Below are 25,032 nucleotides of genomic sequence, written 5' to 3' on the forward strand. Positions count from 1 at the left end.
ACGCAGGCAAGACCTACGGGAGCATTTGATGCAGCGGATCACGATCACGATCGAGGACGATCTCCTGGCGGAGATCGATGCCGCGGCCGAGGCGCGCGGCTACCAGAACCGCTCCGAGATCATCCGCGATCTCGCCCGCGCCGGGCTGCAGCAATCCACCGAGGACACCGCGCAGACCGGCCAATGCGTGGCCGGCCTGGTCTATGTCTACGACCACGCCGCCCGCGATCTCTCCAAGCGCCTGGTTCAGGAATTCCACGGCCATCACGACCTCGCGCTGGCGACGCTGCACGTCCATCTCGACGAGAGCAATTGCATGGAGATGACGGCGCTGAAGGGGTCCGCGGATGAGGTCAAGCATTTCGCCGACCACATCATCGCCGAGCGCGGCGTGCGCTACGGCCGCGTGGTGATGATCCCGACCGGCGAGGGCAAGCCGGCGAAGGCGCGCAAGCACGGGCACCGGCACGAGTAGGCTACTTCAGGAGAGAGTAGCGCTCTTACCCTCCCCTGGAGGGGGAGGGTCGATCGCGCGTAGCGCGAGCGGGGTGGGGTGACGGTCTCTCCGCGTCAAACAGTGCCCGTGGGGAGAGATCACCCCACCCCGTCTCACATTTCGCTGCGCTCAATGTGAGCCGACCCTCCCCCTCCAGGGGAGGGTAAGCAAGAGCTCGCGCGGCGTTTGCACGACCTTCGCAGCGGCCCCCTGCCCTTGCCGAAGCCACATTGCATCTCTACGTCTCGCGCATTGTCTACCTGAGAGGGTCTTTCATGCTGGATGCCGCCTTCAAGGCGCTGTCGCAAATGGTCGCGCCGCCGATGCGCTCGATCCTGTGGCGATCGATCGGGCTGGCGCTGGTGCTGATCACCGTGCTGGCGATCGGCCTGCAGCGGCTCTTGAGCTGGTTTGCGACCTCCGGCGAGGTTTGGCTCGAAGGCCTGCTCGGGCCGGGCTGGCACTCTTCGCTCGAAGTCCTGTCCTGGATCGTTTCGATCGCGGCCGGCCTCGGCGTCGTGTTCGGCGGCATTTTCCTGATGCCCGCGATCACCTCGCTGGTGGCGAGCCTGTTCGTGGACGACGTCGCCGACATCGTCGAGCGTGAGCATTATCCCGCCGAGCGGCCGGGCCTTGCGCTACCGTTCAGCCAGGCGATGCTCGAGGGCATCAAGACCGCGCTGCTGACGATCCTGGTTTATCTTGCGGCGCTGCCGCTGGTGCTGTTCGCCGGCGCCGGTTTCCTGATCTTCTTCCTCGCCGCCGCCTGGCTCCTGGGCCGTGAATATTTCGAGCTGGCGGCGATGCGCTTCCGCCCGCCGGAGGAAGCCAAGGCGATGCGGCGCGACAACGCCGCGACCATCTTCACCGCCGGCCTGTTCATCGCCGCCTTCGTCTCGATCCCGATCGTCAATCTGGCGACGCCGATCTTCGGCATGGCCTTCATGGTCCACATGCACAAGCGGCTGTCGGGCCCGCGGCCCGAGCTGATCGAACCGGCGCGGCAGCTGCGCTAACGACGCGATGAAGTTTGCACGAACCGTTACCGCGGCTTGGGTTATTGCTTGCGCATGATCTTTCCGGAAAACCGCTTCGCACTTTTCCGGATCATGCTTTAGCGGCGCCGTCTCAGACCGTCTTCTCCGGCCACCGGCAGAGATCGTTGATCAGGCAGACCTCGCAGCGCGGCGTGCGTGCGAGGCACGTATAGCGGCCGTGCAGGATCAGCCGATGATGGGCATGCAGCATGAACTCGGCCGGGATCACCTTTTCCAGGCCGAGCTCGACCTCCAGCGGCGTCTTGCCGGGCGCAAGTCCTGTGCGATTGCCGACACGGAAGACATGGGTGTCGACCGCCATGGTGTGCTCGCCGAAGGCCATGTTGAGCACGACATTGGCGGTCTTGCGGCCGGCACCGGGCAACGACTCGATCTCGGCGCGCGTGCGCGGCACCTCGCCGCCGAACTCGCTGAGCAGCTTCGCCGACAACGCAATCACGTTCTTGGCCTTGGTGCGATAGAGGCCGATGGTCTTGATGTAGTCGCGCAAGCGCTCCTCGCCGAGATCAAGCATCTTCTGCGGCGTGTCGGCGACTTCGAACAATGCGCGCGTCGCCTTGTTGACGCCGGCATCGGTCGCCTGTGCCGACAACACCACCGCCACCAGCAACGTGAACGGATTGACGTGCTCGAGCTCGCCTTTCGGTTCCGGATTGGCTTTGCGGAAGCGGCTGAAGGCTTCGTGAACCTCGGCGGGCGTCCAGGGTCTCGTCGCTTTCAGCGATTTCTTCGCCGGAGCCGTTGTCCTGGCAGGCTTGGGCTTCGCCGTGGCAGCCTTCGCCTTTTTCTTCGGCACGGGCGCTTTGCGCGGCGCCGGCTTGCGGGTGATTTTCGCCATGATCGGGATATACTGAGGGACGATGAGCACAGGCAACGAAATTGAACGCAAGGACGCTGTAGATCCCCGCGAGGTGCAGATCTTTTCCGCGCTGCTGACGCCGCACCGCTCGTTGAACCGCACCGGCTTTCTCGCGGTGATGCTGTTCCTGAGCGTCGTCAGCTTTGCCACCGGCCTCGCCTTCCTGATGAAGGGCGCCTGGCCGGTGCTCGGCTTTTTCGGCCTCGACGTGCTGGTGGTGTGGTGGGCGTTCAAGGCCAATTTCCGTACTGCTAGAGCGCGTGAGGAGATCACGGTCACTGCGTCCGAACTGCGCGTGAGGCGCATCAGCCATCGCGGCCAGGTCGCCGAATGGACCTTCAATCCGCTCTGGGTCCGCCTCGACATGGAGGTCGACGAGGATTTCGGCATCGAGCATCTCTACCTGATCTCGCGCGGCCACCAGATCCAGATTGCCCGCTTCCTGGGGCCGGAAGAAAAAGCAAGTTTTTACAAAGGCTTGGTAGAGGCGCTGAATGCCGCCAAGCGCGGCCCGACCTACAATCCGATCAGCTGAATCGGGTCGGAAATCGGGTGGTTTCCCGGCCGCCCCTCTCCTACATTTCCGGCCATGATGACACTCGCCATACATGACCAGCGCCTGACCAAGCCGGGTCCCCAGAACGCCGCGTTGCGCGACTATGATTCGGTGCGCCGCGCAATCGCCTTCATCTCGGAGAACTGGCGCGCGCAGCCGACCATCGAGGCGATGGCTGATGCGGCCGGCGTCACGCCGGACGAACTGCACCATCTGTTCCGCCGCTGGGCCTCGATCACGCCGAAGGCTTTTATGCAGGCGCTCACCCTCGACCATGCCAAGGGCTTGCTGCGGGACTCCGCGAGCATCCTCGATGCCGCGCTCGACTCCGGCCTGTCCGGCCCCGGCCGGCTGCACGATCTCTTCGTCACCCATGAAGCGATGTCGCCGGGCGAATGGAAGAACGGCGGCGCCGGCCTTACGCTGCGCTACGGCTTTCACCCCTCGCCGTTCGGCACCGCCATCGTGATCGCGACCGACCGCGGCCTGTCGGGCCTTGCCTTCGCCGACCACGGTGAAGAGAAGATCGCGCTCGCCGACATGACGCGGCGCTGGCCGAACGCGACCTATGTCGAAGACCACGAAGGCACCGCGCCGCTCGCTGCGCGCATCTTCGACACCAGGCTGTGGCGGCCGGACCAGCCGCTGCGCGTGGTGCTGATCGGCACCGATTTCGAGGTGCGGGTGTGGGAGACGCTGCTGAAGATCCCGATGGGGCGCGCGGTGTCCTATTCCGACATCGCCTGCAACATCAACAGCCCGAAGGCCTCGCGCGCCGTCGGCGCCGCGGTCGGCAAGAACCCGGTCTCGTTCGTCGTGCCCTGTCACCGCGCGCTCGGCAAGAGCGGCACGCTGACGGGCTACCATTGGGGCATCACCCGCAAGCAGGCGATGCTGGGCTGGGAAGCCGGGCGGATGGGAGTGCAGTAGGCAAGATGGAGTAGGGTGGGTTAGCCGAAGGCGTAACCCACCTCTTTGGTTCCGCGGCGAAAGGTGTGGTGGCTTACGCTGCGCTAACCCACCCTACGGCTGCGCGTGTGTGGCGAAGCCTAACCCGCCAGGTCCAGCTTCGACGCCACGGTCGAATCCGCGTTGAGCCGGTAGATGATCGGCACGCCGGTGGCGAGCTCGCGCTTCAGGATTCCTTCGGGCGACAGCTTCTCCAGCACCATGATCAGCGCGCGCAGCGAATTGCCGTGGGCGGCGACCAATGTGCGCTTGCCGTTGAGCACGCCGGGCAGGATCTCCTGCACGTAATAAGGCAGCGCACGCGCCAGCGTGTCCTTCAGGCTTTCGCCGCCCGGCGGCGGCACGTCGTAGGAACGGCGCCAGATCAGCACCTGCTCCTCGCCCCATTTCTTGCGCGCATCGTCCTTGTTGAGGCCGGAGAGATCGCCATAGTCGCGCTCGTTCAGCGCCAGATTCTTCGAGGTCGGCAGACCGGTCTGGCCGAGCTCACTCAGGATGAGATCGAGCGTATGTTGCGCGCGCGTCAGCACCGACGTATAGGCGACGTCAAACACCAGACCCTGCGCCTTCAGCTTGCGACCGGCTTCCTTGGCTTCTTTGACGCCGAGCTCGGTGAGATCGGGGTCCTTCCAGCCCGTGAACAGGTTCTTCAAATTCCATTCGCTCTGGCCGTGCCGCACGAGCACGAGAAGACGTTCGCTCATTTTACCTTCCGTATTGAACTGAGTTGCGGCATTGGCGGTGCCCAACCTCTCCCATAGGGAGAGGTCGGCGCGTAGCGCCGGGTGAGGGGAGGCGATCCCTCGAAGTACCTGAGCCCCTCACCCGATTTGCTGCGCAAATCGACCTCTCCCCGCTGGGGAGAGGTGAAGCGGGCTCGCGGCTACAGCGAGCGATCATCAGATGTCAGACAGGCCGAGCACGTCGGCCATGGAGTAATGCCCCGGCGGCTTGCCATGCGCCCACAGCGCCGCTTTTAGCGCGCCATGGGCGAACAGCATGCGGTCCTCGGCCTGGTGCGACAGCGTTAGGCGCTCGAACGGGCCGAGGAAGGTGACGCTGTGATCCCCCGCAACGGTGCCGCCGCGCAAGGAGGCGAAGCCGATATTGCCCGGCCGGCGCGCGCCGGTGATGCCGTCACGGCCGCGCTCGGAATGCTCGTCGAGGGTGACGCCGCGGCCGCTCGCTGCGGCCTGTCCCAGCATCAGCGCCGTCCCCGAGGGCGCATCCACCTTCATGCGGTGATGGGTCTCGACGATCTCGATGTCAAAGCTCTGGTCGAGCGCCTTGGCGACGCGCTTGACCACTGCGGCAAGCAGGTTGACGCCGAGGCTCATATTGCCCGACTGCACCACGACCGCACGATTGGTGACGCTCTTGATCACGGCGTTGTCGGAGCCCGAGAGCCCGGTGGTGCCGACGACATGGACGATGCCCCGCTCGGCGGCGATCGCGACATTGGCGATGGTCGCGGCCGGCACGGTAAAATCGAGGATGCCGTCGGCCTCCTTCGACATCGCCCAGAGATCCGCCGAGAGCTTGATGCCATTGGCGGGCAGCCCGGCGAGCACGCCAGCATCTTTGCCGAGCAGCTCCGAGCCGGGAGCCTCCAGCGCACCGGCCAGCACCGCCCCTTCGCTCTCGGCAATCGCCCGCACCAGCGCACGGCCCATCCGGCCGCCGGCCCCCGCAACAATCAAGCGCATGTCGGACATGATGTGATCCTCTTCGGGAGCCGTTGTAGCGGGGGGATGCAGTTCCGGCAACCGAAGGGGGATGAGCACGGCCGTCATTCCGGGATGGTCCGAAGGACCAGACCCGGAATCTCGAGATTCCGGGTTCGGCTATGCCGCCCCGGAATGACGTCGTGTGGCGCCTCAGCCGTCCTGCGGCTGCGGGCCGTCATAGCCTTCGATGATGATGAGGTCGGCGACCGAGTGCGGCTGGCGCACCTTGATGTTGGCCTGATATTCCGGCGAGTTGTAGCAGGCGATCGCGGTCTCGTAGTCGGGAAATTCGATCACGACGTTGCGGGTGCGGCTGGCGCCTTCCACGGTCGTGAACTTGCCGGCGCGAACCACGAAGCGGCCGCCCCATTTCTTGAAGATCGGACCGTTGGCGACGGCGTATGGCTTGTAGCCCTCTTCATTGTTCACGTCGACGCGTCCGATCCAGTAGCCTTTTGCCATCGTTCTTCTCCCTGTGTTGTTGATTAGCCCAGCGCCTGCGCGATCTCGGCGTGAATGGCCTCGGCGACGGCCTTCGGATCGGCGGCTTCCACGATCGGACGCCCGACGACGAGATAGTCGGCGCCGGCGGCGATTGCGCGGCCCGGCGTCATGATGCGCTTCTGGTCGCCGGTCGCCGAGCCGGCCGGACGAATGCCGGGGGTGACGAGACTCATCTGGTGGCCGACGATCTTGCGCAACGCGCCAGCTTCCTCCGGCGACGACACCAGGCCGTCGATGCCGAGCACCTGCGCCTGCTGCGCGCGCGCCTCGACCAGTTCGGAGACGCCGAGCCGATAACCCGCCGCGTGCAAATCGTCCTCGTTGTAGGAGGTCAGCACCGTGACGGCGAGGATCTTCAGGCTCGAATTGCCGCGGCCTTCGACCGCGCCCTTCATGGTCTGCGGATAGGCGTGCACGGTCAGGAAGGTGGCGCCGAGCCTGGTGATGCTCTCGACGCCTTGCATCACGGTGTTGCCGATGTCGTGCAGCTTGAGATCGAGAAAGACCTTCTTGCCTTTGTCGGCGAGCTTGCCGACCAGCGGCAGTCCGCCGGCATAAGCGAGGCGGTAGCCGATCTTGTAGAAGGTGACGCTGTCGCCGAGACGGTCGATCGTCGCCTCCGCGGCATCGACGCTGGGCAGATCGAGCGCGACGATCAGGCGGTCCTTTGGAGCGATCTCGGCTGGCGTCATGTCACCTCACATCAGGCGTTGAGAAATGTCGATCAACTGCGCGACCAGCTCCTTCAGCGCGGCGATATCGCCCTCGTTCTTGAGCCTGTCCATGTCGTCATAGGCCTGATCGGCAAAGGCGAGCGTGAGCTGGCTGGCAATCACATTGGCGTGGCAGGAGGTCAGGATCAGCCGCAGCGCCTGCAGCGCGCGGGCGGCACCTAGCCGGCTCTGCGAAGCGCCGGCGAGCGCGAAGGCGCGGTTGCGGAACACCTCGCCGCGCGCCTCATGCAGCTCGTGCACGCGGCTGACCCAGTCGATCGCGTTCTTGAGCAGCGGCGGCACCGAGGCGTTGTATTCGGGCGAGACGATCAGCACGCCGTGATGCGCACCGATCATGCGCTTGAGATTGATCGCGTGCTTGGGCACGCCGGATTTGGCCTGGAGATCGCCGTCATAGATGGGCAGCGGGAAGTCGGCGAGCGAGATGCGGGTGACGTCGACGCCAGCCTGGGCGAATTCATAGGCGGCGAGCGCGGCGAGCTTCGCATTGTGCGAGCCGGTGCGCAGCGAGCCGGGAATGATCAGGATCTTGGGTGCGGGCATCCGCTTCCATGCGTTCGGCGAAACCAGCCCGCCGCGCAAAGGACCGAGCCGGCGGAATTAGTCCTTGCGATACACCCAGACGCGGGCCGGCGGAAGGTTCATCCAGATCCGTTCCGAGGCCTCTGTGGACACGCCGGGCAGCGATTTCGGGATAGGCGGCACCACGGCATAGGTGAACTGGATAAAGGGCGCGCCAGGCGCCAGCGCCGTGAAGGCGTCACGGATCAGCCGCAGCCGCGTCAGCATCGGCTTGGTCACGAGCGGCAGGCCGGAGACGACCGCGCTCGCCGGCGCGCTCAGGACGTTCCAGAGCGTGTCACGCAGGCGATAGGCATCGCCCTGCACCACCTTGGCCTGCGGATAGCGGTCGCGCAGCAGCGCGCAGAAGCCGGGATTGTATTCGACGAGGACGAGGCGCTTCTGGTCGACGCCGCGCTCGATCAGGGCGGAGGTGATGGCCCCGGTGCCGGGCCCGAGCTCGACCACAGGCGCATCCGACTCAACGTCGACATAGTGGGCCATGGTCCGGGCCAGCAGCTTGCCCGACGGCATCACCGCGCCCATGTGCAAGGGCTTTTCGATCCACGACCTGAGAAAGCGCACCTCGTCATCGAGACGAGGCTTCTTCAACGCACGCGCGGACGATGGCAATGGCATGTCTGGACCGGACGGGACCGCAGGACCGCGGCGTGTCAGAAAATGGTCATAAAGACGTATAGGCCGAAGTCGATACGGTCAAGCCGAGTCAACTCGCCCGATTACCGAAGAAATCCTTGACCTTGGCGAAGAAGCCCTCTGACTCCGGTTGGGTGTTGCCGGACGACAGCTTCTCGAACTCGGCCAGCAGTTCCTGCTGCTTCTTGGTGAGATTCTGCGGCGTCTCAACCACGACCTGGACATACATGTCGCCCATCTGGCGCGACCGCAGCACCGGCATGCCTTTTGATGCGATGCGGAAACGGCGGTTGGACTGGGTCCCGGCCGGCACCTTCACCTTGGCCTTGCCCTTCTCGATGGTCGGCACCTCGAATTCGCCGCCGAGGGCGGCCGTCACCATCGAGATGGGAACACGGCAATGCAGGTCGGCGCCATCGCGCTGGAAGAACTGGTGCTGGGCCAGCGACAGGAAGATGTAGAGGTCGCCGGGCGGGCCGCCGCGGACCCCGGCCTCGCCTTCGCCGGCAAGCCTGATCCGGGTGCCGTCCTCGACGCCCGGGGGGATGTTGACCGACAGCGTGCGCTCGCGGGTGACACGGCCCTGGCCGGAGCAGGACGGGCAGGCATCCTCGATCATCTGGCCGCGGCCTTGGCAGCCCGGACAGGTCCGCTCCAGCGTGAAGAAGCCCTGCGACTGCCGCACGCGGCCGGCGCCGCCACAGGTCGAGCAGGTCTTCGGCTTGGTTCCGGCCTTGGCGCCGATTCCCGAGCAGGCCTCGCAGGTGACCGAGACCGGAATCTCGATCTGCGCGGTCTTGCCGCTGAAAGCTTCCTCGAGCGTGATTTCCATGTTGTAGCGCAGGTCGGCGCCGCGCTCGCGGCCGCCGCGGCCACGCTGCCCGGCCATGCCGAACAGATCTTCGAAAATGTCGGAGAAAGAGGAAGCGAAGCCCGCGCCGAAGCCGGCCCCTCCGCCGCCCTGCTCGAAGGCGGCATGACCGTAACGGTCATAGGCGGCGCGCTTGTCCTTGTCTTTCAGGACCTCGTAGGCCTCGTTGATTTCCTTGAATTTGACCTCGCTGGTCTCATCCCCCGGATTGCGGTCGGGATGGAATTTCATCGCCAGCTTGCGGAACGACGATTTCAGCTTGGATTCGTCGGCATCACGTTCGACTTCGAGAGTCTCGTAATAGCAGCGCTTGGTGGACGTGGACATGTGGGACTCGGTCTATCCAATCGCGATTCAAGTTGGAGCAAAACGACGTCGCCACGCGACGATATAGGCAGCCTTCCGCCTTGCGGCAGAGGACAGCGTGCCTGCGTTCAGCATAACGGTCGGGAATTGATCGATCGTAACGGGCGCGTTGCCCTGTCCCGACGCGGCGGCCTCCCCCAAAAGGGAGGAGGCCGGTAGCGCGTGTGGGGTCCAAGCCGTCCGCATCGTCACCCTCTCGGGGCTTAAGCGGACTTCTTGTTGTTCTTGTCGTCGTCGACTTCGGTGAACTCCGCGTCGACGACGTCGTCCTTGGCCGCATCCTTCTTGGCGTCGGCCTCGGCCTGCTGCTTGTACATGGCCTCGCCGAGCTTCATCGAAGCCTGGGCCAGCGTCTGGGTCTTAGCCTTGATCGCCTCGGCATCATCGCCCTTCAGCGCCTCCTTGAGATCGCTGACGGCATCCTCGATGGCGCGGCGCTCGCTCTCGGCGATCTTCGAGCCGTGCTCGGCCAGAGCCTTCTCGGTCGAATGCACCAGACCATCCGCCTCGTTCTTGGCGGTGACGGCCTCACGGCGCTTCTTGTCGGCCTCGGCATTCGCCTCGGCATCCTTGACCATCTTCTCGATGTCGGCTTCCGACAGACCACCGGAGGCCTGGATGCGGATCTGCTGCTCCTTGCCCGTGGCCTTGTCCTTGGCCGAGACGTTGACGATGCCGTTGGCGTCGATGTCGAAGGTCACCTCGATCTGCGGCATGCCGCGCGGGGCCGGCGGAATGCCCATCAGGTCGAACTGGCCGAGCATCTTGTTGTCGGCCGCCATTTCACGCTCGCCCTGGAAGACGCGGATGGTGACGGCATTCTGGTTGTCTTCAGCCGTCGAGAACACCTGGCTCTTCTTGGTCGGGATCGTGGTGTTGCGGTCGATGATGCGGGTGAACACGCCGCCCAGCGTCTCGATGCCCAGCGACAGCGGAGTCACGTCGAGCAGCAGCACGTCCTTGACGTCGCCCTGGAGCACGCCGGCCTGGATCGCGGCACCGATCGCCACGACTTCGTCCGGGTTGACGCCCTTGTGCGGCTCCTTGCCGAACAGCTGCTTCACGACTTCCTGAACCTTCGGCATGCGGGTCATGCCGCCGACCAGGACGACTTCGCCGATCTCACCGGCGGTGACGCCGGCATCCTTCAGCGCCTTGCGGCAGGGCTCGATGGTCTTCTGCACGAGGTCGTCGACCAGCGCCTCGAACTTGGCGCGGGTGAGCTTCATGGTCAGATGCTTCGGGCCGGTCTGGTCCGCGGTGATGAAGGGCAGGTTGATCTCGGTCTGCGTCGTCGAGGACAGCTCGATCTTGGCCTTTTCAGCGGCTTCCTTCAGGCGCTGCAGGGCGAGCTTGTCGTTGCGCAGGTTGATGCCCTGCTCCTTCTGGAATTCGTCGGCGAGATAGCCGACGAGGCGCATGTCGAAATCTTCGCCGCCGAGGAAGGTGTCGCCATTGGTCGACTTCACCTCGAACACGCCGTCGCCGATCTCGAGAATGGAGATATCGAACGTGCCGCCACCGAGGTCGTACACCGCGATGGTGCCGGCCTTGGTCTTGTCGAGGCCATAGGCGAGCGCGGCCGCGGTCGGCTCGTTGATGATGCGCAGCACTTCAAGGCCCGCGATCTTGCCGGCGTCCTTGGTCGCCTGGCGCTGGGCGTCGTTGAAGTAGGCGGGAACGGTGATGACGGCCTGGTCGACCTTCTGGCCCAGATGGGCTTCCGCGGTCTCCTTCATCTTCTGCAGGATGAAAGCCGAGACCTGCGAGGGCGAGTAGGTCTGGCCGTCGGCCTCGACCCAGGCGTCGCCGTTGGAAGCCTTCACGATCTTGTAGGGAACGAGCTTCTTGTCCTTCTCGACCATCGGGTCGTCGTAGCGGCGGCCGATGAGGCGCTTCACTGCGAAGAAGGTGCGCTCAGGATTGGTGACGGCCTGGCGCTTGGCCGGCTGGCCGACGAGGCGCTCGCCGTCATCCGTGACGGCGACGATCGAAGGCGTCGTGCGCATGCCTTCGGAATTCTCGATGACTTTGGCGTTCTTGCCATCCATCACGGCGACGCACGAATTCGTGGTGCCGAGGTCGATCCCAATGACCTTTCCCATGGTCCTGATATCCTTCTTTTTGCGGCAGGTTGGCTGGGCCCAAGAGGCACCCGAACCGAAACCCCCTAAGATCAAACATCCGCGATATTGCGATGATTGAGGCTCATATAGGAGGGGGGGAGGGGCCCGCAAGGACCGAAGCTACGTTTCTGCCGCTAAAACATCGGGTTTTGAAAGATGATATCCGGGCTCAACCGCCCTTGCGGGTGAGGAATTATTAACAGGTTCAGGTCTCGGCAAGCCCCCGCTCCCGCAAGCCCGCCCGCCCTGTTGCCGCAAGCCCAAACCCGGTAAAAGGCGGACCGGCCGGACTGCCACCGCTGCTGCTTCGCGCGACAAAGCGGCCCGGCCGCCGACCATCGAACGGCCTCAATGTGAACCAATCAGAGTGCCCATGAAGCTGATCCGCCCCCTCGCCGCGCTCGCCCTTCTTATTAGCTCCGCGCTTCCGGCCCTCGCCGCCGACGCCGTGTTTCCGCCCGGCTTGCGCCTCGGCATGGTGCCGCTGGTCGGCCTCAGCACCGCCAAGACCTTTCCGGGCTTCGAGAGCGAGGACGGCAGCGTCAAGGTGCTGATCACCGAGCTGCCGCCGGCCGCCTATGGCGAGGTCGTGAGCGCGTTCAATTCCAATCCGGCCGGTGCCAATGGCGTCAAGCAGGACAAGGTCGAGACCCCCGCGGGCCTCGCCTATTTCACCACCGAAAGCGGCAAGGCCGGCGATACGCCGGTGAAGCGCTATTCGATGATCGTGCCGGGCGCCGGCTTCTCCGGCTATGTCGCGGTGCAGATCCCGGAGAATGCGACCAAGATCTACACCGATGAGGCGGTGCGGCAGATGTTTGCGAGCGCCACCACGCGCAAGCAGGTCTCGGCCGAGGAGCAGATCGCGCTGATGCCGTTCAACATCACCAATCTCGCCGACTTCAAGGACATCCGCACGCTGGCGCCGGGGGCGAGCATCATCCTGGCCGACGGCAACGAGGGCTCGGGCTACGAATCGAAGCCGTTCATGATCCTCGGCCTGATCGGCGCCACCCCGCAAGCCGCCGACGATCGCGCCCGCTTCGCCCAGGAGGCCGCACTGCAGATTCCCGGCGTGCGGGAGTCGCGCGTCACCATGTCCGAGCCGATCCGCATCAACGGCCAGCAGGGTTTCGAGACCCGGATCGACGGCGTCAGCGGCAAGGACAAGACCCCGGTCACCGTGGTGCAGTGGATCCGCTTCTCGAGCGGCGGCGCCTCGCTGCGCATCATCGCCAGCGCCCCGCGCGACCAGTGGCAAGCCGCCTTCACCCGCTTCCGCGCCGTCCGCGACGGCATTCAGCCGAAGGGCTAGGCGAAGGCGGTCCGGCACACTCGGTGTCATCCCCGCGAACGCGGGGATCCATACCGCGTGATCTCGCAGTTTGGTCGGTCGCAGTACCAACGAAGAGTCTTCGCCAAACATCTCCCTGGTACGGGTCCCGGATCGGCGCGCGCCTGCGGGCGCTTGTCCGGAACGACGGTGAGTTTTGGGGCGGCAAGCCCAACCCCTCACCTATACTGGCTGCATTTTCGGGCTTCTGTTCGCTCCCGCGCAGAATTAGGCTTCGCTCCCGTTGGATCAGCTTAGGGGAGGCGAACGATGCCGGATCGACGACAACTCTTGGCCATGCTTGGAACGACGGCGCTGGCGGCCCTCGCGCCGACCGCGCTGCTTGCAGCCGCATCGATCAAGCCGGACGATGCATCAGCCCTGCTCGTGATCGACGTGCAGAACTGCTTCCTGCCGGGCGGCAGCCTCGCGGTGAAGGAAGGCGAGCAGGTGGTCCCCGTCATCAACAGGATCTCGAAGGCGTTTGCGAACGTGGTGATGACGCAGGACTGGCACACGCCCGGCCACATCTCGTTCGCGTCGGTGCATTCCGGCAAGAAGCCGTTCGAGACGGTCGACCTTCCCTACGGCAAGCAGGTGCTGTGGCCGGACCATTGCGTGCAGGGCACCGACGGCGCGGCGCTGTCGAAGGACCTTGCGATCCCTCACGCCGAGCTCATCATCCGCAAGGGTTTTCACAAGGACGTCGACAGCTACTCGGCCTTCCTCGAGGCCGACGGCAAGACCTCGACGGGCCTCGCCGGATATCTCAAGGGGCGCAAGATCAAGCGCGTCTTCGTCGCTGGGCTGGCGACGGATTTCTGCGTCGCCTGGACCGCGCTCGATGCGCGCAAGGCCGGCTTCGAAGTCTATGTCGTGGAAGACGCCTGCCGCGGCATCGACACGCAGGGATCGCTCGCCAAAGCCTGGGCCGATATGGCCAAGGCCGGCGTGAAGCGGATTCAGTCTGCGGATATCGCGGTGAGCGCGTAAGAATTTCACAGAGTCGTTCCGGGGCGATGCGCAACATCGAACCCGGAACCTCGAGATTCCGGGTTCGGCTCTGCGAGCCGCCCCGGAATGACGCCCAAAATCAGTTCGGCGCGCTGCTCGATTCATTGTTGTTTGCCGCAGGCGCCGGCTTTGCGCCGCCCTTGGCGACGCCGACCAGCGCCGGACGCAGCACGCGTTCGCCGATGGTGTAGCCGGCCTGCACGACCTGCACCACGGTGCCCGACGGCACCGACGCATCGGGCACCTCGAACATCGCCTGCTGGAAGTTCGGATCGAACTTCTGGCCCTGCGGATCGAACTTCTTCACGCCGTGCTTTTCCAGCGCGTTGAGCAGCGAGCGCTCGGTGAGCTCGACGCCCTCGATCAGCGAGGTCAGGCCGGGATCGGCCGCAGCACGCGCCTCGGCCGGAACGGCATCGAGCGCGCGCTGAAGATTGTCGGCGATGTCGAGCACGTCGCGCGCAAAACCCGTGATGCCGTAGAGGCGCGCGTCGGCGACCTCCTTGGTGGTGCGCTTGCGCAAATTCTCCATCTCGGCCAGCGTCCGCAGCATGCGATCGCGCGCCTCGGCGGCTTCCTTCTGCAAGGTTTCAACCGAGCCCGGCTCGGGATCATCGGGCATGATGTAGGGCTTTGACACCACGGGCTCGCCAGTCGGTGCAGCCGCGTCTTCGGGTTGCCGGTCTGGATCGGTCATCGGCTCTGTCTCGAACTCGTTTCAGGGATTTTTCTGGCCCGGATATCGTGCTTCGGACGCGGAAAATCAAGCGCCCGTGATCGGATCAAACGCCGGTCAGCCTCCCAAAAGGCGGCTGACGATGCGGGCAGCATAGTCCACGGTCGGGATCACGCGGGCATAATTCAGCCGCGTCGGACCGATCACGCCCAGGACGCCGACGATATGGCCGGCGGCATCCCGATAGGGCGAGATGATGGTGGAGGAGCCGGACAGGGAAAACAGTTTGTTCTCCGAACCGATAAAGATGCGCACGCCTTCGGCGGTCTCGGCCCGCCCGAGCAGATCGATCACGCCGCGCTTGGTCTCGAGATCGTCGAACAACAGGCGCACCCGCTCCAGATCCTCCAGCGCGTGCAGATCCTCCAGCAGATTGGCGTGGCCGCGCACGATCAGCTGGCGGTCCTCGCTCTCGCCGCCGGACCAGCTGGCGATGCCGGCCGAGATCACCTTCTGCGTCAGTTGATCGAGCTCGGCGCGGGCCTCGGCGAGCGCGGTCTCGAGCTCCAGCCGCGCCTCGGCCAGCGTGCGGCCGCGGATCCGCGCATTGAGGAAATTGCCGGCTTCGGTGAGCGCCGAGGAGGGAACTCCAGGGGGCAGCGTCAGCACGCGGTTCTCGACCTGGCCGTCCTCGCCGACGAGGATGACCAGCGCCTTCTCGGGTTCCAGGCGGACGAATTCGATGTGCTTCAGCCGCGCATTGGATTTCGGCGTCAACACCACGGCTGCGGCGCGGGTCAGGCCCGACAGCCGCGTCAGCGCCTGGTCCAGCGCGGCCTCGACCGACTGCGCCTCGCCGACCGAGGAGAGCTGGCCCTGGATCGACTGCCGCTCCGCCTCGTTGAGATCGCCGACCTGCATCAGGGCGTCGACGAAGAAGCGCAGGCCGAGTTCCGTCGGCAGCCGGCCGGCGGAGGTGTGGGGCGCATAGATCAGGCCGAGCTGTTCCAGATCCGCCATGACGTTGCGGACCGAGGCCGGCGACAGCGGCATGGCGATCAGGCGCGAGATATTGCGCGAACCGACGGGCTCACCGGTCGCGAGATAGCTTTCGACAATTTGACGAAAGATGTCGCGGGAACGCTCGTTGAGCTGGGCAAGGCCTGCGCGCGGCGCGATCAGATGGATCGGATCGTGATGGGCCACAGACGGTAACTCCTCTCAGATGCTCATAATTTGTCCATCCCCGGGGGTTCTGACAAGCGTGGCGTTCGCGGATCGAAAATCGGGGGTGAACAAGGCCGTGATCTTCCCCCTTGCCGCCCACCCTCGCCCCACCTACAAGCACCGCGAACAGCCCTACACCTGCGAGTTTTGGAGGATTTCCCATGCGGCCAAGCCGCCGTGCGCCCGACGAATTGCGCCCCGTGACGCTCGAGCGCGGCGTGGTCAAATATGCGGAAGGCTCCTGCCTGGTGAAGTTCGGCGACACCCATGTGCTGGTCACCGCCACGCTGGAGGACCGCCTGCCGCCCTGGCTGAAGGGCCAAGGGCGCGGCTGGGTCACCGCCGAATACGGCATGCTGCCGCGCGCGACCTCCGAACGCACCCGCCGCGAAGCCTCCGCAGGCAAGCAGAGCGGCCGCACCGTCGAGATCCAGCGCCTGATCGGCCGCTCGCTTCGCACCATCGTCGACCTCGAAGCGCTCGGTGAGCGCCAGATCACGGTGGATTGCGACGTGCTGCAGGCCGACGGCGGCACCCGCACGGCCTCGATCACCGGCGCCTGGGTCGCGCTCGCCGATTGCATCAACTGGATGAAGGCGCGCAACATGATCAAGGCCAACGTGATGCGCGACAATGTCGCCGCGATCTCCTGCGGCATCTACAATGGCACGCCGGTGCTCGATCTCGACTATGCCGAGGATTCGGAAGCCCAGACCGACGCCAATTTCGTCATGACCGGCGACGGCCGCATCATCGAGGTGCAGGGCACGGCGGAGCGCGAGCCGTTCACGCAGGACGAGTTCCTGGCGCTGATGGCGCTGGCGCGCAAGGGCGTCGCGCGTCTCGTGGACTTGCAGAAACTGGCCGTGGCGTAGTCAATAGGCCCATGCACCGCCGAATCACCGGAAAGCTCGTCATCGCCACCCATAATCCCGGCAAGCTCGCCGAGATGCGGGAGCTTCTGGCGCCCCACGGCGTCGAGGCGGTATCGGCCGGCGAGCTCGGCCTGTCCGAGCCCGATGAGACCGGCAACGATTTCCGCAGCAACGCCGCGATCAAGGCGATCGCGGCGGCGCAGGCGACCAAGCTTCCCGCCTTCGCCGACGATTCCGGCATCGTGGTCGATGCGCTGGACGGTGCGCCCGGCATCTACAGCGCCCGCTGGGCCGGCCCGACCAAGGACTTCAACGCGGCAATGGCGCAGATCGAGCGCCTGCTGCAGGAGCGCGGCGCCACCACGCCCGCGCAGCGCACCGCGCATTTCGTCTCCGCGCTCTGCGTCGCCTGGCCCGACGATCATCTCGAAGAGGTCGAGGCGCGCGTCGACGGCACGCTGGTCTGGCCGCCGCGCGGCACCGCCGGCTTCGGCTACGATCCGATGTTCCTGCCTGAGGGATATGATCGCACCTTCGGCGAGATGACCAGCATCGAAAAGCACGGCCTGCCGCCGCTCGGCCTCGGCCTGTCGCACCGCGCCCGCGCCTTCGTGAAACTGGCGGAGATCTGCCTTGAGCCGCGCTGAAGCGTTTTCGAGCGAAGTGGATACCGGTTCGCGCCAGGAAAACGCGTCAAAGCAGGAATCTGGAGCCTTCGGCGTCTACGTGCACTGGCCGTTCTGCCTGTCGAAATGTCCCTATTGCGACTTCAACAGCCACGTCCGCCACGCCGCAATCGACGAAGCCCGCTTCGCCTCGGCCTTCACGCGCGAGATCGCTGCGACCGCCGAGCGCGCGCCCGGGCGCGAAGTCACCTCGATCTTCCTCGGCGGCGGCACGCCGTCCTTGATGCAGCCCGCAACCGTCGGCGCGGTGCTCGATGCCATCGCCAAGCACTGGACCGTCGCAGGCGACGTCGAGGTCACGCTCGAAGCTAATCCCACCAGCGTCGAAGCCACGCGCTTCGCCGGCTATCGCATCGCCGGCGTCAATCGCGTCTCGCTGGGCGTGCAGGCGCTCGACGACGCCTCGCTGAAGGCGCTCGGACGCCTGCACAGCGCACGCGAGGCGCTCGATGCCGTCGCCATCGCGCGCCGCTCGTTCGAGCGCTATTCGTTCGACCTGATCTATGCCCGGCCCGACCAGACGCCGGCGATGTGGGCCGATGAGCTGCGTCTTGCGATCAGCGAGGCGGCGGAGCACCTGTCGCTCTATCAATTGACGATCGAGGAAGGCACGCCATTCTTCGGCCTGCACCAGGCCGGCAAATTGAAGACGCCGGATGAGGCGGTCGCGCGCGCGCTCTACGACGTCACGCAGGAAACCTGCGACAGGCTGGGGCTACCCGCCTACGAGATCTCCAACCACGCGCGACGCGGCGCCGAGTGCCGGCACAATCTGGTGTACTGGCGCGGCCAGGAATATGCCGGCATCGGTCCCGGCGCGCATGGCCGCCTCGACATCGACGGCGTGAGGCACGCCACCGCCACCGAGAAGCGTCCCGAGGCCTGGCTGATGCGGGTCGAGACCGATGGCCATGGCATCGTCACCGACGAGCTCCTCAACAGCGAGGAACGCGCCGACGAATTCTTGCTGATGGGCTTGCGTCTCACTGAGGGCATCGACCCCGAGCGTTACCGGGCCCTCTCAGGCCGCCCGCTCGACCCCAGGCGCATCGCGCTGCTGCGCGAGGAAGGCGCCATCACCGTGGACCCGACCGGCCGCCTGCGCGTAACCAGCAGCGGATTCCCGGTGCTGGATGCGGTGGTCGCAGATCTCGCGGCGTAGCGAGCTACGCCCCAAAACTCTTCGGCGAGCCCGCCACCGCAACGCCGCCGCCCTGCGTCACCTTCATCACCGCGAGCCCGCGCTCATTGGTGCCGTCCGCGCGGAAGCGGAACAGGCCGTCGATGCCGGCAAAGCCGGAGGGATTGGTCAGCACATCGGACGAGAAGCGCGCATTGCCCTGCGTGCGCGCGAGCGCGGCGACGAGGGCGACGGCGTCGTAGGCGAGCGTCGCGGTGCGGACCGGCTCCGCACCGTATTTGGTGCGATAGCGGCCCGAAAAGGCGCGGAAGCCGGCCGGATCCGGCGCGGCATAGAGGCCGCCTTGCAGGTTCGCATTCGCATAGACGCGCGGATTGTCCCACAGGCCGGTGCCGAGCAGCTGGATGTTGCGCAAATTGGCGCCGGCGGCCGTCATTGCGTCCGCGACCGTCACGACGGCATCGCCATCATCGGCGATGAACAAACCATCCGCGCTGCCGAGCTGCTGCGCCACGGTGCGCGCCGGCGTGGCGCGATCGGCGCCGTATTTCTCGAAGGCGACGATGCGTCCGCCGCGCCGCGGCACCGCCACCTTCACGGCGGCCTCGACGACATTGCCATAGGCGTTGTCGGGCACGAGCACGGCGAGGGAGCGCTTCCCGATGCTGGCGGAATATTCGACGATGCGATTGACGTCGGACTCCGGCAGGAAGCTGAGCAGATAGACGCCGCGGCCCGCGATGCTGGAATCGGTCGAGAAGGCGATCACCGGGATGCCGCGCGTGCGCGCGACTTGCGCCACCGCCGGCACCGATTGCGCGAACAGCGGCCCCAGGATGATCTCCGCGCCCTCGTCGACCGCCTGCTGCGCGCCGGCCTGCGCGCCCTGGGGATTGCCATTGTCGTCCTTGATCAGCAGCTGGATGTTCGGATTCTGGAACTCTGCCAGCGCCATCTCGGCGGCGTTGCGCATGGATTGCGCGGCCAGGCCGGCATTGCCGGCGGCCGAGAGCGGCAGGATCACGGCGACCTTGACGCCGCCGGTGCCGGCGGTCGTCGCCTGCTGCGGGGGACCCGCCGGCTGGGCCGGCGGAGCGGAACCCGAGAACGGGTTGGAGAACTGGCTGAGACTCTGCTGCACACCGGCGCAGGCCGACAGCAGGGGTGCGCCGAGCAACAGGCCGAGCGCGCTCCGGCGGGTCGCTCCCGACGATCGGGATCCCGGAACGGGAGACTTGGGATAACGCGGGCCCACCATGGCAGCTTCTCTTCTGACCCGCCGTCGCCGGCCGGTCGCGGCATTCTTTCCACGACACAGGCCGCGGATTCATTCATATTGTCGGCAAATAGTTAACCAAAACAAAAGGATAATAACCACTTAACGCGGCCGACCTCCTGTTCCGGCAGCTGCTCGCCGTCGCTCCTTCAGCATCAAGGCGGTGTTTCCGTCGCGAATATGGCGCAAGCGCTCTCGCTCACTCTCGACGTGATCCCGACCGATCACATTCCCGTCCGTCCCTCGCCCCCTCACCTGGGTAGAATCTTTGGGCACGATCTTTTTCGGTGAGCCGGTTCCCAGCCCTGCGGATCGTGCCTAAGTTGACTTCATTATGCGCGCAAAGCCGGCCCCGATAAATACGCCTGAAGCTCAAGACGCCGCCTCGCGCGGCTTCTCCATCGATGCCCATCGGATCGCGGCACCGAAGGCGGCGCCGGGCCTGCATCTGGTCGCAACCCCGATCGGCAATCTCGGCGACATCACCTTGCGTGCGCTCCAGACCCTCGCCGGCGTCGACGTCATCGCCTGCGAGGACACCCGCATCACGCGGCGCCTGACCGAGCGCTACGCCATCACAGCGCAGCTCAAGCAATATCACGAGCACAACGCGGAAGCCGCCCGGCCAAAAATCCTGGAAGCGCTGGCGGCCGGCGGCTCCCTCGCGCTGGTCTCGGACGCCGGCACGCCGCTGATCTCCGATCCCGGCTTCAAGCTGGTGCGCGAGGTCTGCGCCGCCGGACACGCGGTCTACGCGCTGCCCGGCCCGTCCTCGGTGCTGGCAGCGCTGTCGGTCGCCGCGCTGCCGACCGACCGTTTCTTCTTCGAGGGTTTCTTGCCGGCGAAATCCGCGGCGCGCCGCGCTCGCCTTGCTGAGCTCGCGCGCATCGACGCGACGCTGGTGATGTTCGAGTCGGGAAATCGGATGCAGGCCACCTTGACCGATCTCGCCGAGATCATGGGCGAGCGAGATGCCGCGGTCTGCCGCGAGCTGACGAAGCTGCACGAGGAGATCAGGCGCGCGCCCCTCACCGAGCTCGCGCGACAGGCAGACGCACCGGAGACGCGCGGAGAGTTCGTCCTGGTGATCGGTCCGCCTGCCGCGGACGCCGAGGTGCTGACGACGGATGCGCTCGATGGTCTCTTGCGCGAGCAGCTTGCCGCGCACAGCGTCAAGGATGCGGTGGCGCATGCGGTCGCATTGTCGGGACGGCCGCGCCGCGAGGTCTATGCCCGCGCGCTCGAGCTCGCCAAGACTCTGCACAAGGATTCGCGGGGTGGCGATGGCGAAGACTGAGACGCCCCGGGAACCAAAGGTCGCCTCGCCCGAGCGCGTCGCCGCGTTCCAGACCGGCATCTCCGCGGAAAGCCGCGCCGCCGCCTATCTCATGGCCAAGGGCTACCGTATCCTCGCCAAACGCTACCGCACGGCGCATGGCGAGATCGACATCGTGGCGCGCCGCCGCAACCTGATCGCTTTCGTCGAGGTCAAGGCACGCGCAACGCTGGACGATGCCGCTTTTGCCGTGACGCCGCGCCAGCAGCAGCGCATCATCGATGCCGCGCAAGGCTGGCTCGTAGCGCATCCCGAGCATGCCGAATTCGAATTGCGATTCGACGCCATGCTAATTGCGCCGCGCTCACTTCCGCGCCATGTGTTGGCGGCATTCGACGCCTCGACCTGAAAGGTAGACCATGAAACTGAACGTCGCCGTCCAGATGGACCCCATCGCCCGCATCAACATCAAGGGCGATTCCACCTTCGCGCTGCTGCTGGAGGCGCAGAAGCGCGGCCATGGCCTGTCCTATTACACGCCCGACAAGCTCTCGATGGTCGGCGAGGAGCTCGTCGCCCCGGTTCAGCTCCTGACCGTGCGAGACGAGCCCGGCAACCATTTCACGCTCGGCGAGCCGAAGCGCGAGGCGCTGAACGGCTTCGACGTGGTGCTGCTGCGCCAGGATCCGCCGTTCGACCTCGCCTACATCACCTCGACGCATTTCCTGGAGCGCATCCATCCGAAGACGCTCGTCGTCAACGATCCCGCCTCGGTGCGCAACGCGCCGGAAAAGCTGTTCGTGATGAATTTTCCGCAGCTGATGCCGCCGACGCTGATCTCGCGCGACCTGGATGAGATCAACGCCTTTCGCGACAAGCACGGCGCGGTCGTGATGAAGCCGCTGCACGGCCATGGCGGCGCCGCGGTGTTCCGTGTGATGCCGCAGGACATGAATTTCGGCTCGCTGTTCGACATGTTCTCGGTGACGTTCAGGGAGCCCTGGGTGATCCAGCAGTTCATCCCCGAGGTGAAGCACGGCGACAAGCGCATCATCCTGGTCGACGGCGAGTTCGCCGGCGCGGTCAACCGCGTGCCGGCGGCCGACGACCTCCGCTCCAACATGGTGCGCGGCGGCGCGGCCCAGGAGACCGAGCTCACCCCGCGCGAGCGCGAAATCTGCGCCACGGTCGGCCCGGCGCTGCGCGCGCGCGGCCTGCTGTTCGTCGGCATCGACGTCATCAACGGCAATCTCACCGAGATCAACGTGACCTCGCCGACCGGCATCCGCGCCATCGCACGGCTCGGCGGCCCTGACGTCGCCGCGAAGATTTGGGACGTGATCGAGGCGAAGCGGACGAAGTAAAGCTCTGCTTGTAGCCCGGATCGAGCGCAGCGAAACCCGGGCTGCGGACGGCGCACGCGACCGCACAACGTGCACTAACCATCCATTCACCATGACGCTGCGCGCGTCATGCGGACGCGCGCCTCGCATTACGTGAATCTACGGGGGCGCTGGGCGACTCAATAACGCCGCGTTCACCATCTGCCGAAAACCCGCATTGTGACCGGCCATCACGTTCGGCCTCGCAACACCCCTTATACTTTTACTCCCTACTCATCGACGCATGGGGCCCGCCAGGTGCGGTTCGAGTGCCCCGCGTAAGAGTAAAAGCGTATGAACACCGCACGCATTGTCGTTCTCGTCATCGCGCTGGGCGCCGGCGGCGTCGCTGCGTATCTGGCAAGCGGCTATCAAAATGCACCCGCGCCCGTCACTCCCGTCGCCGAGAAGCTGCCGACGGTCGAGGTTCTGATCGCGAAGAACGACATCCAGCTCGGACAGGCCGTGAAGCCCGACGACCTGCAATGGCAGTCCTGGCCGGCCGCGACCGCAAGCAGCGCGTTCATCCGCCGGGACGCCAGGCCCGACGCTCAAACCCAGATCGTCGGCTCGATCGCGCGCGTTCCCCTGATGCAGGGTGAGCCGATCCGCGAGCAGAAGCTGGTCAAGGCCGAAGGCTCCGGTTTCATGGCCGCCATCCTGCCCTCCGGGATGCGCGCCGTTTCCACCGAGATTTCCGCCGAGACCGGCGCCGGCGGCTTCATCCTGCCGAACGACCGCGTCGACATCGTGCTGACCCGCCGGCTGAAGAATCCCGATACCGCCAATGGCGGCAACGACCTCATCCTGTCCGAGGTCATCCTGAGCAACATTCGCGTGCTCGCGATCGACCAGGCGCCGAAGGAAAAGGACGGTCAGAACGCGGTGATCGGCAAGACCGTCACGCTCGAGCTCAAGCCCGACCAGGTCGCCACGCTGTCGGCCGCGCGCCAGGGCGGCACGCTGCAGCTTGCGCTGCGAAGCATCGTCGATGCCAACGCGGTGGAGACGGTCGAGGATCAGGGCGCCAAGCGCACCGGCGGCGTCAACGTCATCCGCTACGGCGTGCAGACGCGGCAGCTAACGTCACAGAAGTGATGGGGACACCATGAACTACGGGGATGATCGGACGGCGCTGCGCATTCGGGGGAAGCGCGCGCGCTCGTTCTGGACGGGGGCGATGCTGATGCTGGGGCTGCTTGCGACGCCCGGCTGCGTCAGCGCCGCGGAGGCGCCGGTCGGCGACCAGGTGCCGATGCAGGCGCCGGATCTCGGCGTGTCGTCGGTCGCGACGATCGCGCCGGCGCGGACGCGTTTTCTCTCGCTCGGTATCGGCAAATCTGTCGTCATCGACCTGCCCCGCGAGGTCAAGGACGTGCTGGTGGCCGATCCCAAGATCGCCAATGCGGTGATCCGCTCGGCCCAGCGCGCCTACATCATCGGTGCCCAGGTCGGCCAGACCAACGTCGTGTTCTTCGCCGCCGACGGCCAGCAGGTCGCCTCCTATGACATCGCGGTGAAGCGCGATCTCAACGGCATGCGCACCGCCCTGCGCCAGTCGCTGCCGGGCGTGCAGATCGAAGGCGTCGGCGACAGCGTGATGCTGACCGGCTCGGTCTCGAGCCCGGTCGAGGCGCAGCAGGCCGGCGATGTCGCCGCAAAACTGGTCGGCGGCCCGGACAAGGTCGTCAACAACATCGTCGTGCGCGGCCGCGATCAGGTGATGCTCAAGGTCGTCGTCGGCGAAGTGCGCCGCGACATCGTCAAGCAGCTCGGCGTCGATCTCAGTGCCAGCCTGAACGCCGGCACGGCGGTGGTGAATTTCAACAATTCCAACCCGTTCTCGGTCTCGGGCGGCCCGATCGTCGGCAGCAACGGGCTCGGCGTCGCCGGCCTCGCCAAGGGCGTCGCCACCGTCAGCGCCACCATGCGCGCGATGGAAAGCGCCGGCGTCATGCGTACGCTCGCCGAACCGAGCCTGACGGCGATCTCGGGCGAATCCGCGACCTTCATCGCCGGCGGCGAATTTCCGATCCCTGCAGGCTATTCCTGCGATCCGGTCACCCACGTCTGTACCACCCAGGTCACCTACAAGAAGTTCGGCATCTCCCTGAACTTCACGCCCGTGGTGCTGAGCGAGGGCCGCATCAGCCTGCGCGTGATGACCGAGGTCTCGGAGCTGTCGAATACGAATTCGATCACGTTGACGCAGGCGGTGTCCTTGAACACGAGCAACTCGATCACGATTCCCTCGATCCAGACTCGTCGCGCCGAGACCACGCTCGAAATCCCCTCCGGCGGCTCGATGGCGATGGCCGGCCTGATCCAGCAGCAGACCAAGCAGGCCATCAACGGCCTGCCCGGCGTCGACCAGGTGCCGATCATCGGCGCGCTGTTCCGCAGCCAGGACTTCGTCAACAACGAGACCGAGCTGATGGTGATCGTGACGCCCTATGTGGTCCGCGCGGTCGCGCAGAAGGAATTGTCGCGGCCCGACGACGGCTTTGCCCCGGCCTCCGATTCGCAGTCGGCCCTGCTCGGCCGCATGAACCGTCTCTACGGCATCGCGCGCCGCGTCGATCCGATCAACGGCGCGCCCGGCGATTTCGGCTTCATCATCGACTGACACATACGGTTTGGGGACCGGGGCAGGAAACGGGGC

At 65.8% G+C, this 25,032-nt stretch carries 26 protein-coding genes; 14 read left to right on the forward strand and 12 right to left on the reverse strand.

Annotated elements, in window-relative coordinates; genetic code table 11:
• The first annotated feature begins 28 nt into the window (after positions 1-28).
• A complete protein-coding gene (gene nikR, locus P6U31_RS00685) occupies positions 29-475 on the forward strand; it encodes a nickel-responsive transcriptional regulator NikR (protein ID WP_407186395.1) in 447 nt (148 codons plus the stop codon).
• Positions 476-771: 296 nt separating this feature from the next.
• Positions 772-1,512 carry a sulfate transporter family protein gene (locus P6U31_RS00690; protein ID WP_407186396.1) on the forward strand — a complete coding sequence of 247 codons (741 nt, stop codon included), beginning with the start codon at positions 772-774 and terminating at the stop codon, positions 1,510-1,512.
• A gap of 112 nt (positions 1,513-1,624) precedes the next feature.
• Here P6U31_RS00690 and nth read toward each other — a convergent pair whose 3' ends face one another.
• Positions 1,625-2,392 carry an endonuclease III gene (nth, locus tag P6U31_RS00695; RefSeq protein WP_407186397.1) on the reverse strand — a complete coding sequence of 256 codons (768 nt, stop codon included), beginning with the start codon at positions 2,390-2,392 and terminating at the stop codon, positions 1,625-1,627.
• 22 nt (positions 2,393-2,414) lie between these two features.
• Between nth and P6U31_RS00700 the strand changes: the two genes are divergently transcribed.
• On the forward strand, positions 2,415-2,948 hold the full coding sequence (locus P6U31_RS00700; RefSeq protein WP_407186398.1) for a DUF2244 domain-containing protein: 534 nt from the start codon (positions 2,415-2,417) through the stop codon (positions 2,946-2,948).
• 54 nt (positions 2,949-3,002) lie between these two features.
• Positions 3,003-3,899, forward strand: a complete 897-nt coding sequence (locus P6U31_RS00705; protein ID WP_128928711.1) for a bifunctional helix-turn-helix domain-containing protein/methylated-DNA--[protein]-cysteine S-methyltransferase — start codon at positions 3,003-3,005, stop codon at positions 3,897-3,899.
• Positions 3,900-4,018: 119 nt separating this feature from the next.
• On the opposite strand, the gene P6U31_RS00710 is transcribed toward P6U31_RS00705, so the two are convergent.
• The 8 genes from P6U31_RS00710 to dnaK form a co-directional block, all read right to left on the reverse strand.
• The gene (locus tag P6U31_RS00710) at positions 4,019-4,642 is read right to left on the reverse strand and encodes a 2,3-bisphosphoglycerate-dependent phosphoglycerate mutase (RefSeq protein ID WP_407186399.1); all 624 of its coding nucleotides are present in this window, start codon (positions 4,640-4,642) and stop codon (positions 4,019-4,021) included.
• A gap of 195 nt (positions 4,643-4,837) precedes the next feature.
• Positions 4,838-5,653, reverse strand: coding sequence for a 4-hydroxy-tetrahydrodipicolinate reductase (dapB, locus tag P6U31_RS00715; RefSeq protein ID WP_407186400.1), 816 nt, complete (start codon positions 5,651-5,653; stop codon positions 4,838-4,840).
• A 162-nt stretch (positions 5,654-5,815) separates the two neighbouring features.
• On the reverse strand, positions 5,816-6,127 hold the full coding sequence (locus P6U31_RS00720) for a DUF1330 domain-containing protein (RefSeq protein WP_407186401.1): 312 nt from the start codon (positions 6,125-6,127) through the stop codon (positions 5,816-5,818).
• A gap of 23 nt (positions 6,128-6,150) precedes the next feature.
• Positions 6,151-6,861: an orotidine-5'-phosphate decarboxylase gene (pyrF, locus tag P6U31_RS00725; protein WP_407186402.1), complete on the reverse strand. Its 711-nt coding sequence runs from the start codon at positions 6,859-6,861 to the stop codon at positions 6,151-6,153.
• 6 nt (positions 6,862-6,867) lie between these two features.
• Complete coding sequence (locus P6U31_RS00730) at positions 6,868-7,446, reverse strand: NADPH-dependent FMN reductase (RefSeq protein ID WP_407186403.1); 579 nt, start codon at positions 7,444-7,446, stop codon at positions 6,868-6,870.
• A 57-nt stretch (positions 7,447-7,503) separates the two neighbouring features.
• On the reverse strand, positions 7,504-8,103 hold the full coding sequence (locus P6U31_RS00735) for a class I SAM-dependent methyltransferase (RefSeq protein WP_407186404.1): 600 nt from the start codon (positions 8,101-8,103) through the stop codon (positions 7,504-7,506).
• An 88-nt stretch (positions 8,104-8,191) separates the two neighbouring features.
• Positions 8,192-9,319 (reverse strand): molecular chaperone DnaJ, encoded by a 1,128-nt coding sequence (gene dnaJ, locus P6U31_RS00740; RefSeq protein ID WP_407186405.1) that lies wholly within the window; start codon positions 9,317-9,319, stop codon positions 8,192-8,194.
• A 242-nt stretch (positions 9,320-9,561) separates the two neighbouring features.
• On the reverse strand, positions 9,562-11,463 hold the full coding sequence (gene dnaK, locus P6U31_RS00745) for a molecular chaperone DnaK (RefSeq protein WP_407186406.1): 1,902 nt from the start codon (positions 11,461-11,463) through the stop codon (positions 9,562-9,564).
• A gap of 394 nt (positions 11,464-11,857) precedes the next feature.
• Between dnaK and P6U31_RS00750 the strand changes: the two genes are divergently transcribed.
• Together P6U31_RS00750 and pncA are read left to right on the forward strand one after the other, a co-directional pair.
• A complete protein-coding gene (locus P6U31_RS00750; RefSeq protein WP_407186407.1) occupies positions 11,858-12,799 on the forward strand; it encodes a hypothetical protein in 942 nt (313 codons plus the stop codon).
• A 288-nt stretch (positions 12,800-13,087) separates the two neighbouring features.
• Positions 13,088-13,810: a bifunctional nicotinamidase/pyrazinamidase gene (pncA, locus tag P6U31_RS00755; protein ID WP_407186408.1), complete on the forward strand. Its 723-nt coding sequence runs from the start codon at positions 13,088-13,090 to the stop codon at positions 13,808-13,810.
• Positions 13,811-13,910: 100 nt separating this feature from the next.
• On the opposite strand, the gene grpE is transcribed toward pncA, so the two are convergent.
• Positions 13,911-14,528 (reverse strand): nucleotide exchange factor GrpE, encoded by a 618-nt coding sequence (gene grpE, locus P6U31_RS00760; protein ID WP_407186409.1) that lies wholly within the window; start codon positions 14,526-14,528, stop codon positions 13,911-13,913.
• 96 nt (positions 14,529-14,624) lie between these two features.
• Positions 14,625-15,713, reverse strand: a complete 1,089-nt coding sequence (hrcA, locus tag P6U31_RS00765; RefSeq protein ID WP_407186410.1) for a heat-inducible transcriptional repressor HrcA — start codon at positions 15,711-15,713, stop codon at positions 14,625-14,627.
• Positions 15,714-15,895: 182 nt separating this feature from the next.
• On the opposite strand from hrcA, the gene rph reads away from it, so the two are divergent.
• From rph to hemW, 3 genes are read left to right on the forward strand one after another with little or no spacing between them, the layout of a single operon-like run.
• Positions 15,896-16,609: a ribonuclease PH gene (rph, locus tag P6U31_RS00770; protein ID WP_247970100.1), complete on the forward strand. Its 714-nt coding sequence runs from the start codon at positions 15,896-15,898 to the stop codon at positions 16,607-16,609.
• Between the two features lie 11 nt (positions 16,610-16,620).
• Complete coding sequence (rdgB, locus tag P6U31_RS00775; RefSeq protein ID WP_407186411.1) at positions 16,621-17,256, forward strand: RdgB/HAM1 family non-canonical purine NTP pyrophosphatase; 636 nt, start codon at positions 16,621-16,623, stop codon at positions 17,254-17,256.
• 16 nt (positions 17,257-17,272) lie between these two features.
• A complete protein-coding gene (gene hemW / locus P6U31_RS00780) occupies positions 17,273-18,457 on the forward strand; it encodes a radical SAM family heme chaperone HemW (protein ID WP_407190053.1) in 1,185 nt (394 codons plus the stop codon).
• A 4-nt stretch (positions 18,458-18,461) separates the two neighbouring features.
• Here hemW and P6U31_RS00785 read toward each other — a convergent pair whose 3' ends face one another.
• Positions 18,462-19,694: a penicillin-binding protein activator gene (locus P6U31_RS00785; protein ID WP_407186412.1), complete on the reverse strand. Its 1,233-nt coding sequence runs from the start codon at positions 19,692-19,694 to the stop codon at positions 18,462-18,464.
• 352 nt (positions 19,695-20,046) lie between these two features.
• Here P6U31_RS00785 and rsmI point away from each other — a divergent pair, with 352 nt between their 5' ends.
• The 5 genes from rsmI to P6U31_RS00810 all read left to right on the forward strand — a co-directional run bounded on the left by rsmI (position 20,047) and on the right by P6U31_RS00810 (position 24,996).
• Positions 20,047-21,009 carry a 16S rRNA (cytidine(1402)-2'-O)-methyltransferase gene (gene rsmI, locus P6U31_RS00790; protein WP_407186413.1) on the forward strand — a complete coding sequence of 321 codons (963 nt, stop codon included), beginning with the start codon at positions 20,047-20,049 and terminating at the stop codon, positions 21,007-21,009.
• Positions 20,996-21,397: a YraN family protein gene (locus P6U31_RS00795; protein WP_407186414.1), complete on the forward strand. Its 402-nt coding sequence runs from the start codon at positions 20,996-20,998 to the stop codon at positions 21,395-21,397. The genes rsmI and P6U31_RS00795 overlap by 14 nt, the downstream gene beginning before the upstream one ends.
• A 10-nt stretch (positions 21,398-21,407) precedes the next feature.
• Positions 21,408-22,352 carry a glutathione synthase gene (gshB, locus tag P6U31_RS00800; RefSeq protein ID WP_407186415.1) on the forward strand — a complete coding sequence of 315 codons (945 nt, stop codon included), beginning with the start codon at positions 21,408-21,410 and terminating at the stop codon, positions 22,350-22,352.
• A gap of 312 nt (positions 22,353-22,664) precedes the next feature.
• Positions 22,665-23,468, forward strand: a complete 804-nt coding sequence (gene cpaB, locus P6U31_RS00805) for a Flp pilus assembly protein CpaB (RefSeq protein WP_407186416.1) — start codon at positions 22,665-22,667, stop codon at positions 23,466-23,468.
• Positions 23,469-23,478: 10 nt separating this feature from the next.
• Entirely contained in the window at positions 23,479-24,996 is a 1,518-nt protein-coding gene (locus P6U31_RS00810) for a type II and III secretion system protein family protein (RefSeq protein ID WP_407186417.1), read from the forward strand.
• Positions 24,997-25,032 lie beyond the last annotated feature (36 nt).

Source organism: Bradyrhizobium centrosematis (assembly GCF_045571495.1).
In the GTDB taxonomy this organism is placed as follows: Bacteria; Pseudomonadota; Alphaproteobacteria; order Rhizobiales; family Xanthobacteraceae; genus Bradyrhizobium; species Bradyrhizobium centrosematis.

Bases quoted from the DNA above. Each gene is read 5' to 3' on its own strand.
- dnaJ (WP_407186405.1), bottom strand. From the start codon at position 9,319: ATGTCCACGTCCACCAAGCGCTGCTATTACGAGACTCTCGAAGTCGAA.
- P6U31_RS00750 (WP_407186407.1), top strand. From the start codon at position 11,858: ATGAAGCTGATCCGCCCCCTCGCCGCGCTCGCCCTTCTTATTAGCTCC.
- P6U31_RS00785 (WP_407186412.1), bottom strand. From the start codon at position 19,694: ATGGTGGGCCCGCGTTATCCCAAGTCTCCCGTTCCGGGATCCCGATCG.
- P6U31_RS00690 (WP_407186396.1), top strand. From the start codon at position 772: ATGCTGGATGCCGCCTTCAAGGCGCTGTCGCAAATGGTCGCGCCGCCG.
- dnaK (WP_407186406.1), bottom strand. From the start codon at position 11,463: ATGGGAAAGGTCATTGGGATCGACCTCGGCACCACGAATTCGTGCGTC.
- pyrF (WP_407186402.1), bottom strand. From the start codon at position 6,861: ATGACGCCAGCCGAGATCGCTCCAAAGGACCGCCTGATCGTCGCGCTC.
- P6U31_RS00705 (WP_128928711.1), top strand. From the start codon at position 3,003: ATGATGACACTCGCCATACATGACCAGCGCCTGACCAAGCCGGGTCCC.
- P6U31_RS00735 (WP_407186404.1), bottom strand. From the start codon at position 8,103: ATGCCATTGCCATCGTCCGCGCGTGCGTTGAAGAAGCCTCGTCTCGAT.
- P6U31_RS00720 (WP_407186401.1), bottom strand. From the start codon at position 6,127: ATGGCAAAAGGCTACTGGATCGGACGCGTCGACGTGAACAATGAAGAG.
- grpE (WP_407186409.1), bottom strand. From the start codon at position 14,528: ATGACCGATCCAGACCGGCAACCCGAAGACGCGGCTGCACCGACTGGC.
- P6U31_RS00730 (WP_407186403.1), bottom strand. From the start codon at position 7,446: ATGCCCGCACCCAAGATCCTGATCATTCCCGGCTCGCTGCGCACCGGC.
- rdgB (WP_407186411.1), top strand. From the start codon at position 16,621: ATGCACCGCCGAATCACCGGAAAGCTCGTCATCGCCACCCATAATCCC.
- rsmI (WP_407186413.1), top strand. From the start codon at position 20,047: ATGCGCGCAAAGCCGGCCCCGATAAATACGCCTGAAGCTCAAGACGCC.
- rph (WP_247970100.1), top strand. From the start codon at position 15,896: ATGCGGCCAAGCCGCCGTGCGCCCGACGAATTGCGCCCCGTGACGCTC.
- P6U31_RS00795 (WP_407186414.1), top strand. From the start codon at position 20,996: ATGGCGAAGACTGAGACGCCCCGGGAACCAAAGGTCGCCTCGCCCGAG.
- gshB (WP_407186415.1), top strand. From the start codon at position 21,408: ATGAAACTGAACGTCGCCGTCCAGATGGACCCCATCGCCCGCATCAAC.
- P6U31_RS00700 (WP_407186398.1), top strand. From the start codon at position 2,415: ATGAGCACAGGCAACGAAATTGAACGCAAGGACGCTGTAGATCCCCGC.
- P6U31_RS00710 (WP_407186399.1), bottom strand. From the start codon at position 4,642: ATGAGCGAACGTCTTCTCGTGCTCGTGCGGCACGGCCAGAGCGAATGG.
- P6U31_RS00810 (WP_407186417.1), top strand. From the start codon at position 23,479: ATGAACTACGGGGATGATCGGACGGCGCTGCGCATTCGGGGGAAGCGC.
- nikR (WP_407186395.1), top strand. From the start codon at position 29: ATGCAGCGGATCACGATCACGATCGAGGACGATCTCCTGGCGGAGATC.
- nth (WP_407186397.1), bottom strand. From the start codon at position 2,392: ATGGCGAAAATCACCCGCAAGCCGGCGCCGCGCAAAGCGCCCGTGCCG.
- dapB (WP_407186400.1), bottom strand. From the start codon at position 5,653: ATGTCCGACATGCGCTTGATTGTTGCGGGGGCCGGCGGCCGGATGGGC.
- pncA (WP_407186408.1), top strand. From the start codon at position 13,088: ATGCCGGATCGACGACAACTCTTGGCCATGCTTGGAACGACGGCGCTG.
- cpaB (WP_407186416.1), top strand. From the start codon at position 22,665: ATGAACACCGCACGCATTGTCGTTCTCGTCATCGCGCTGGGCGCCGGC.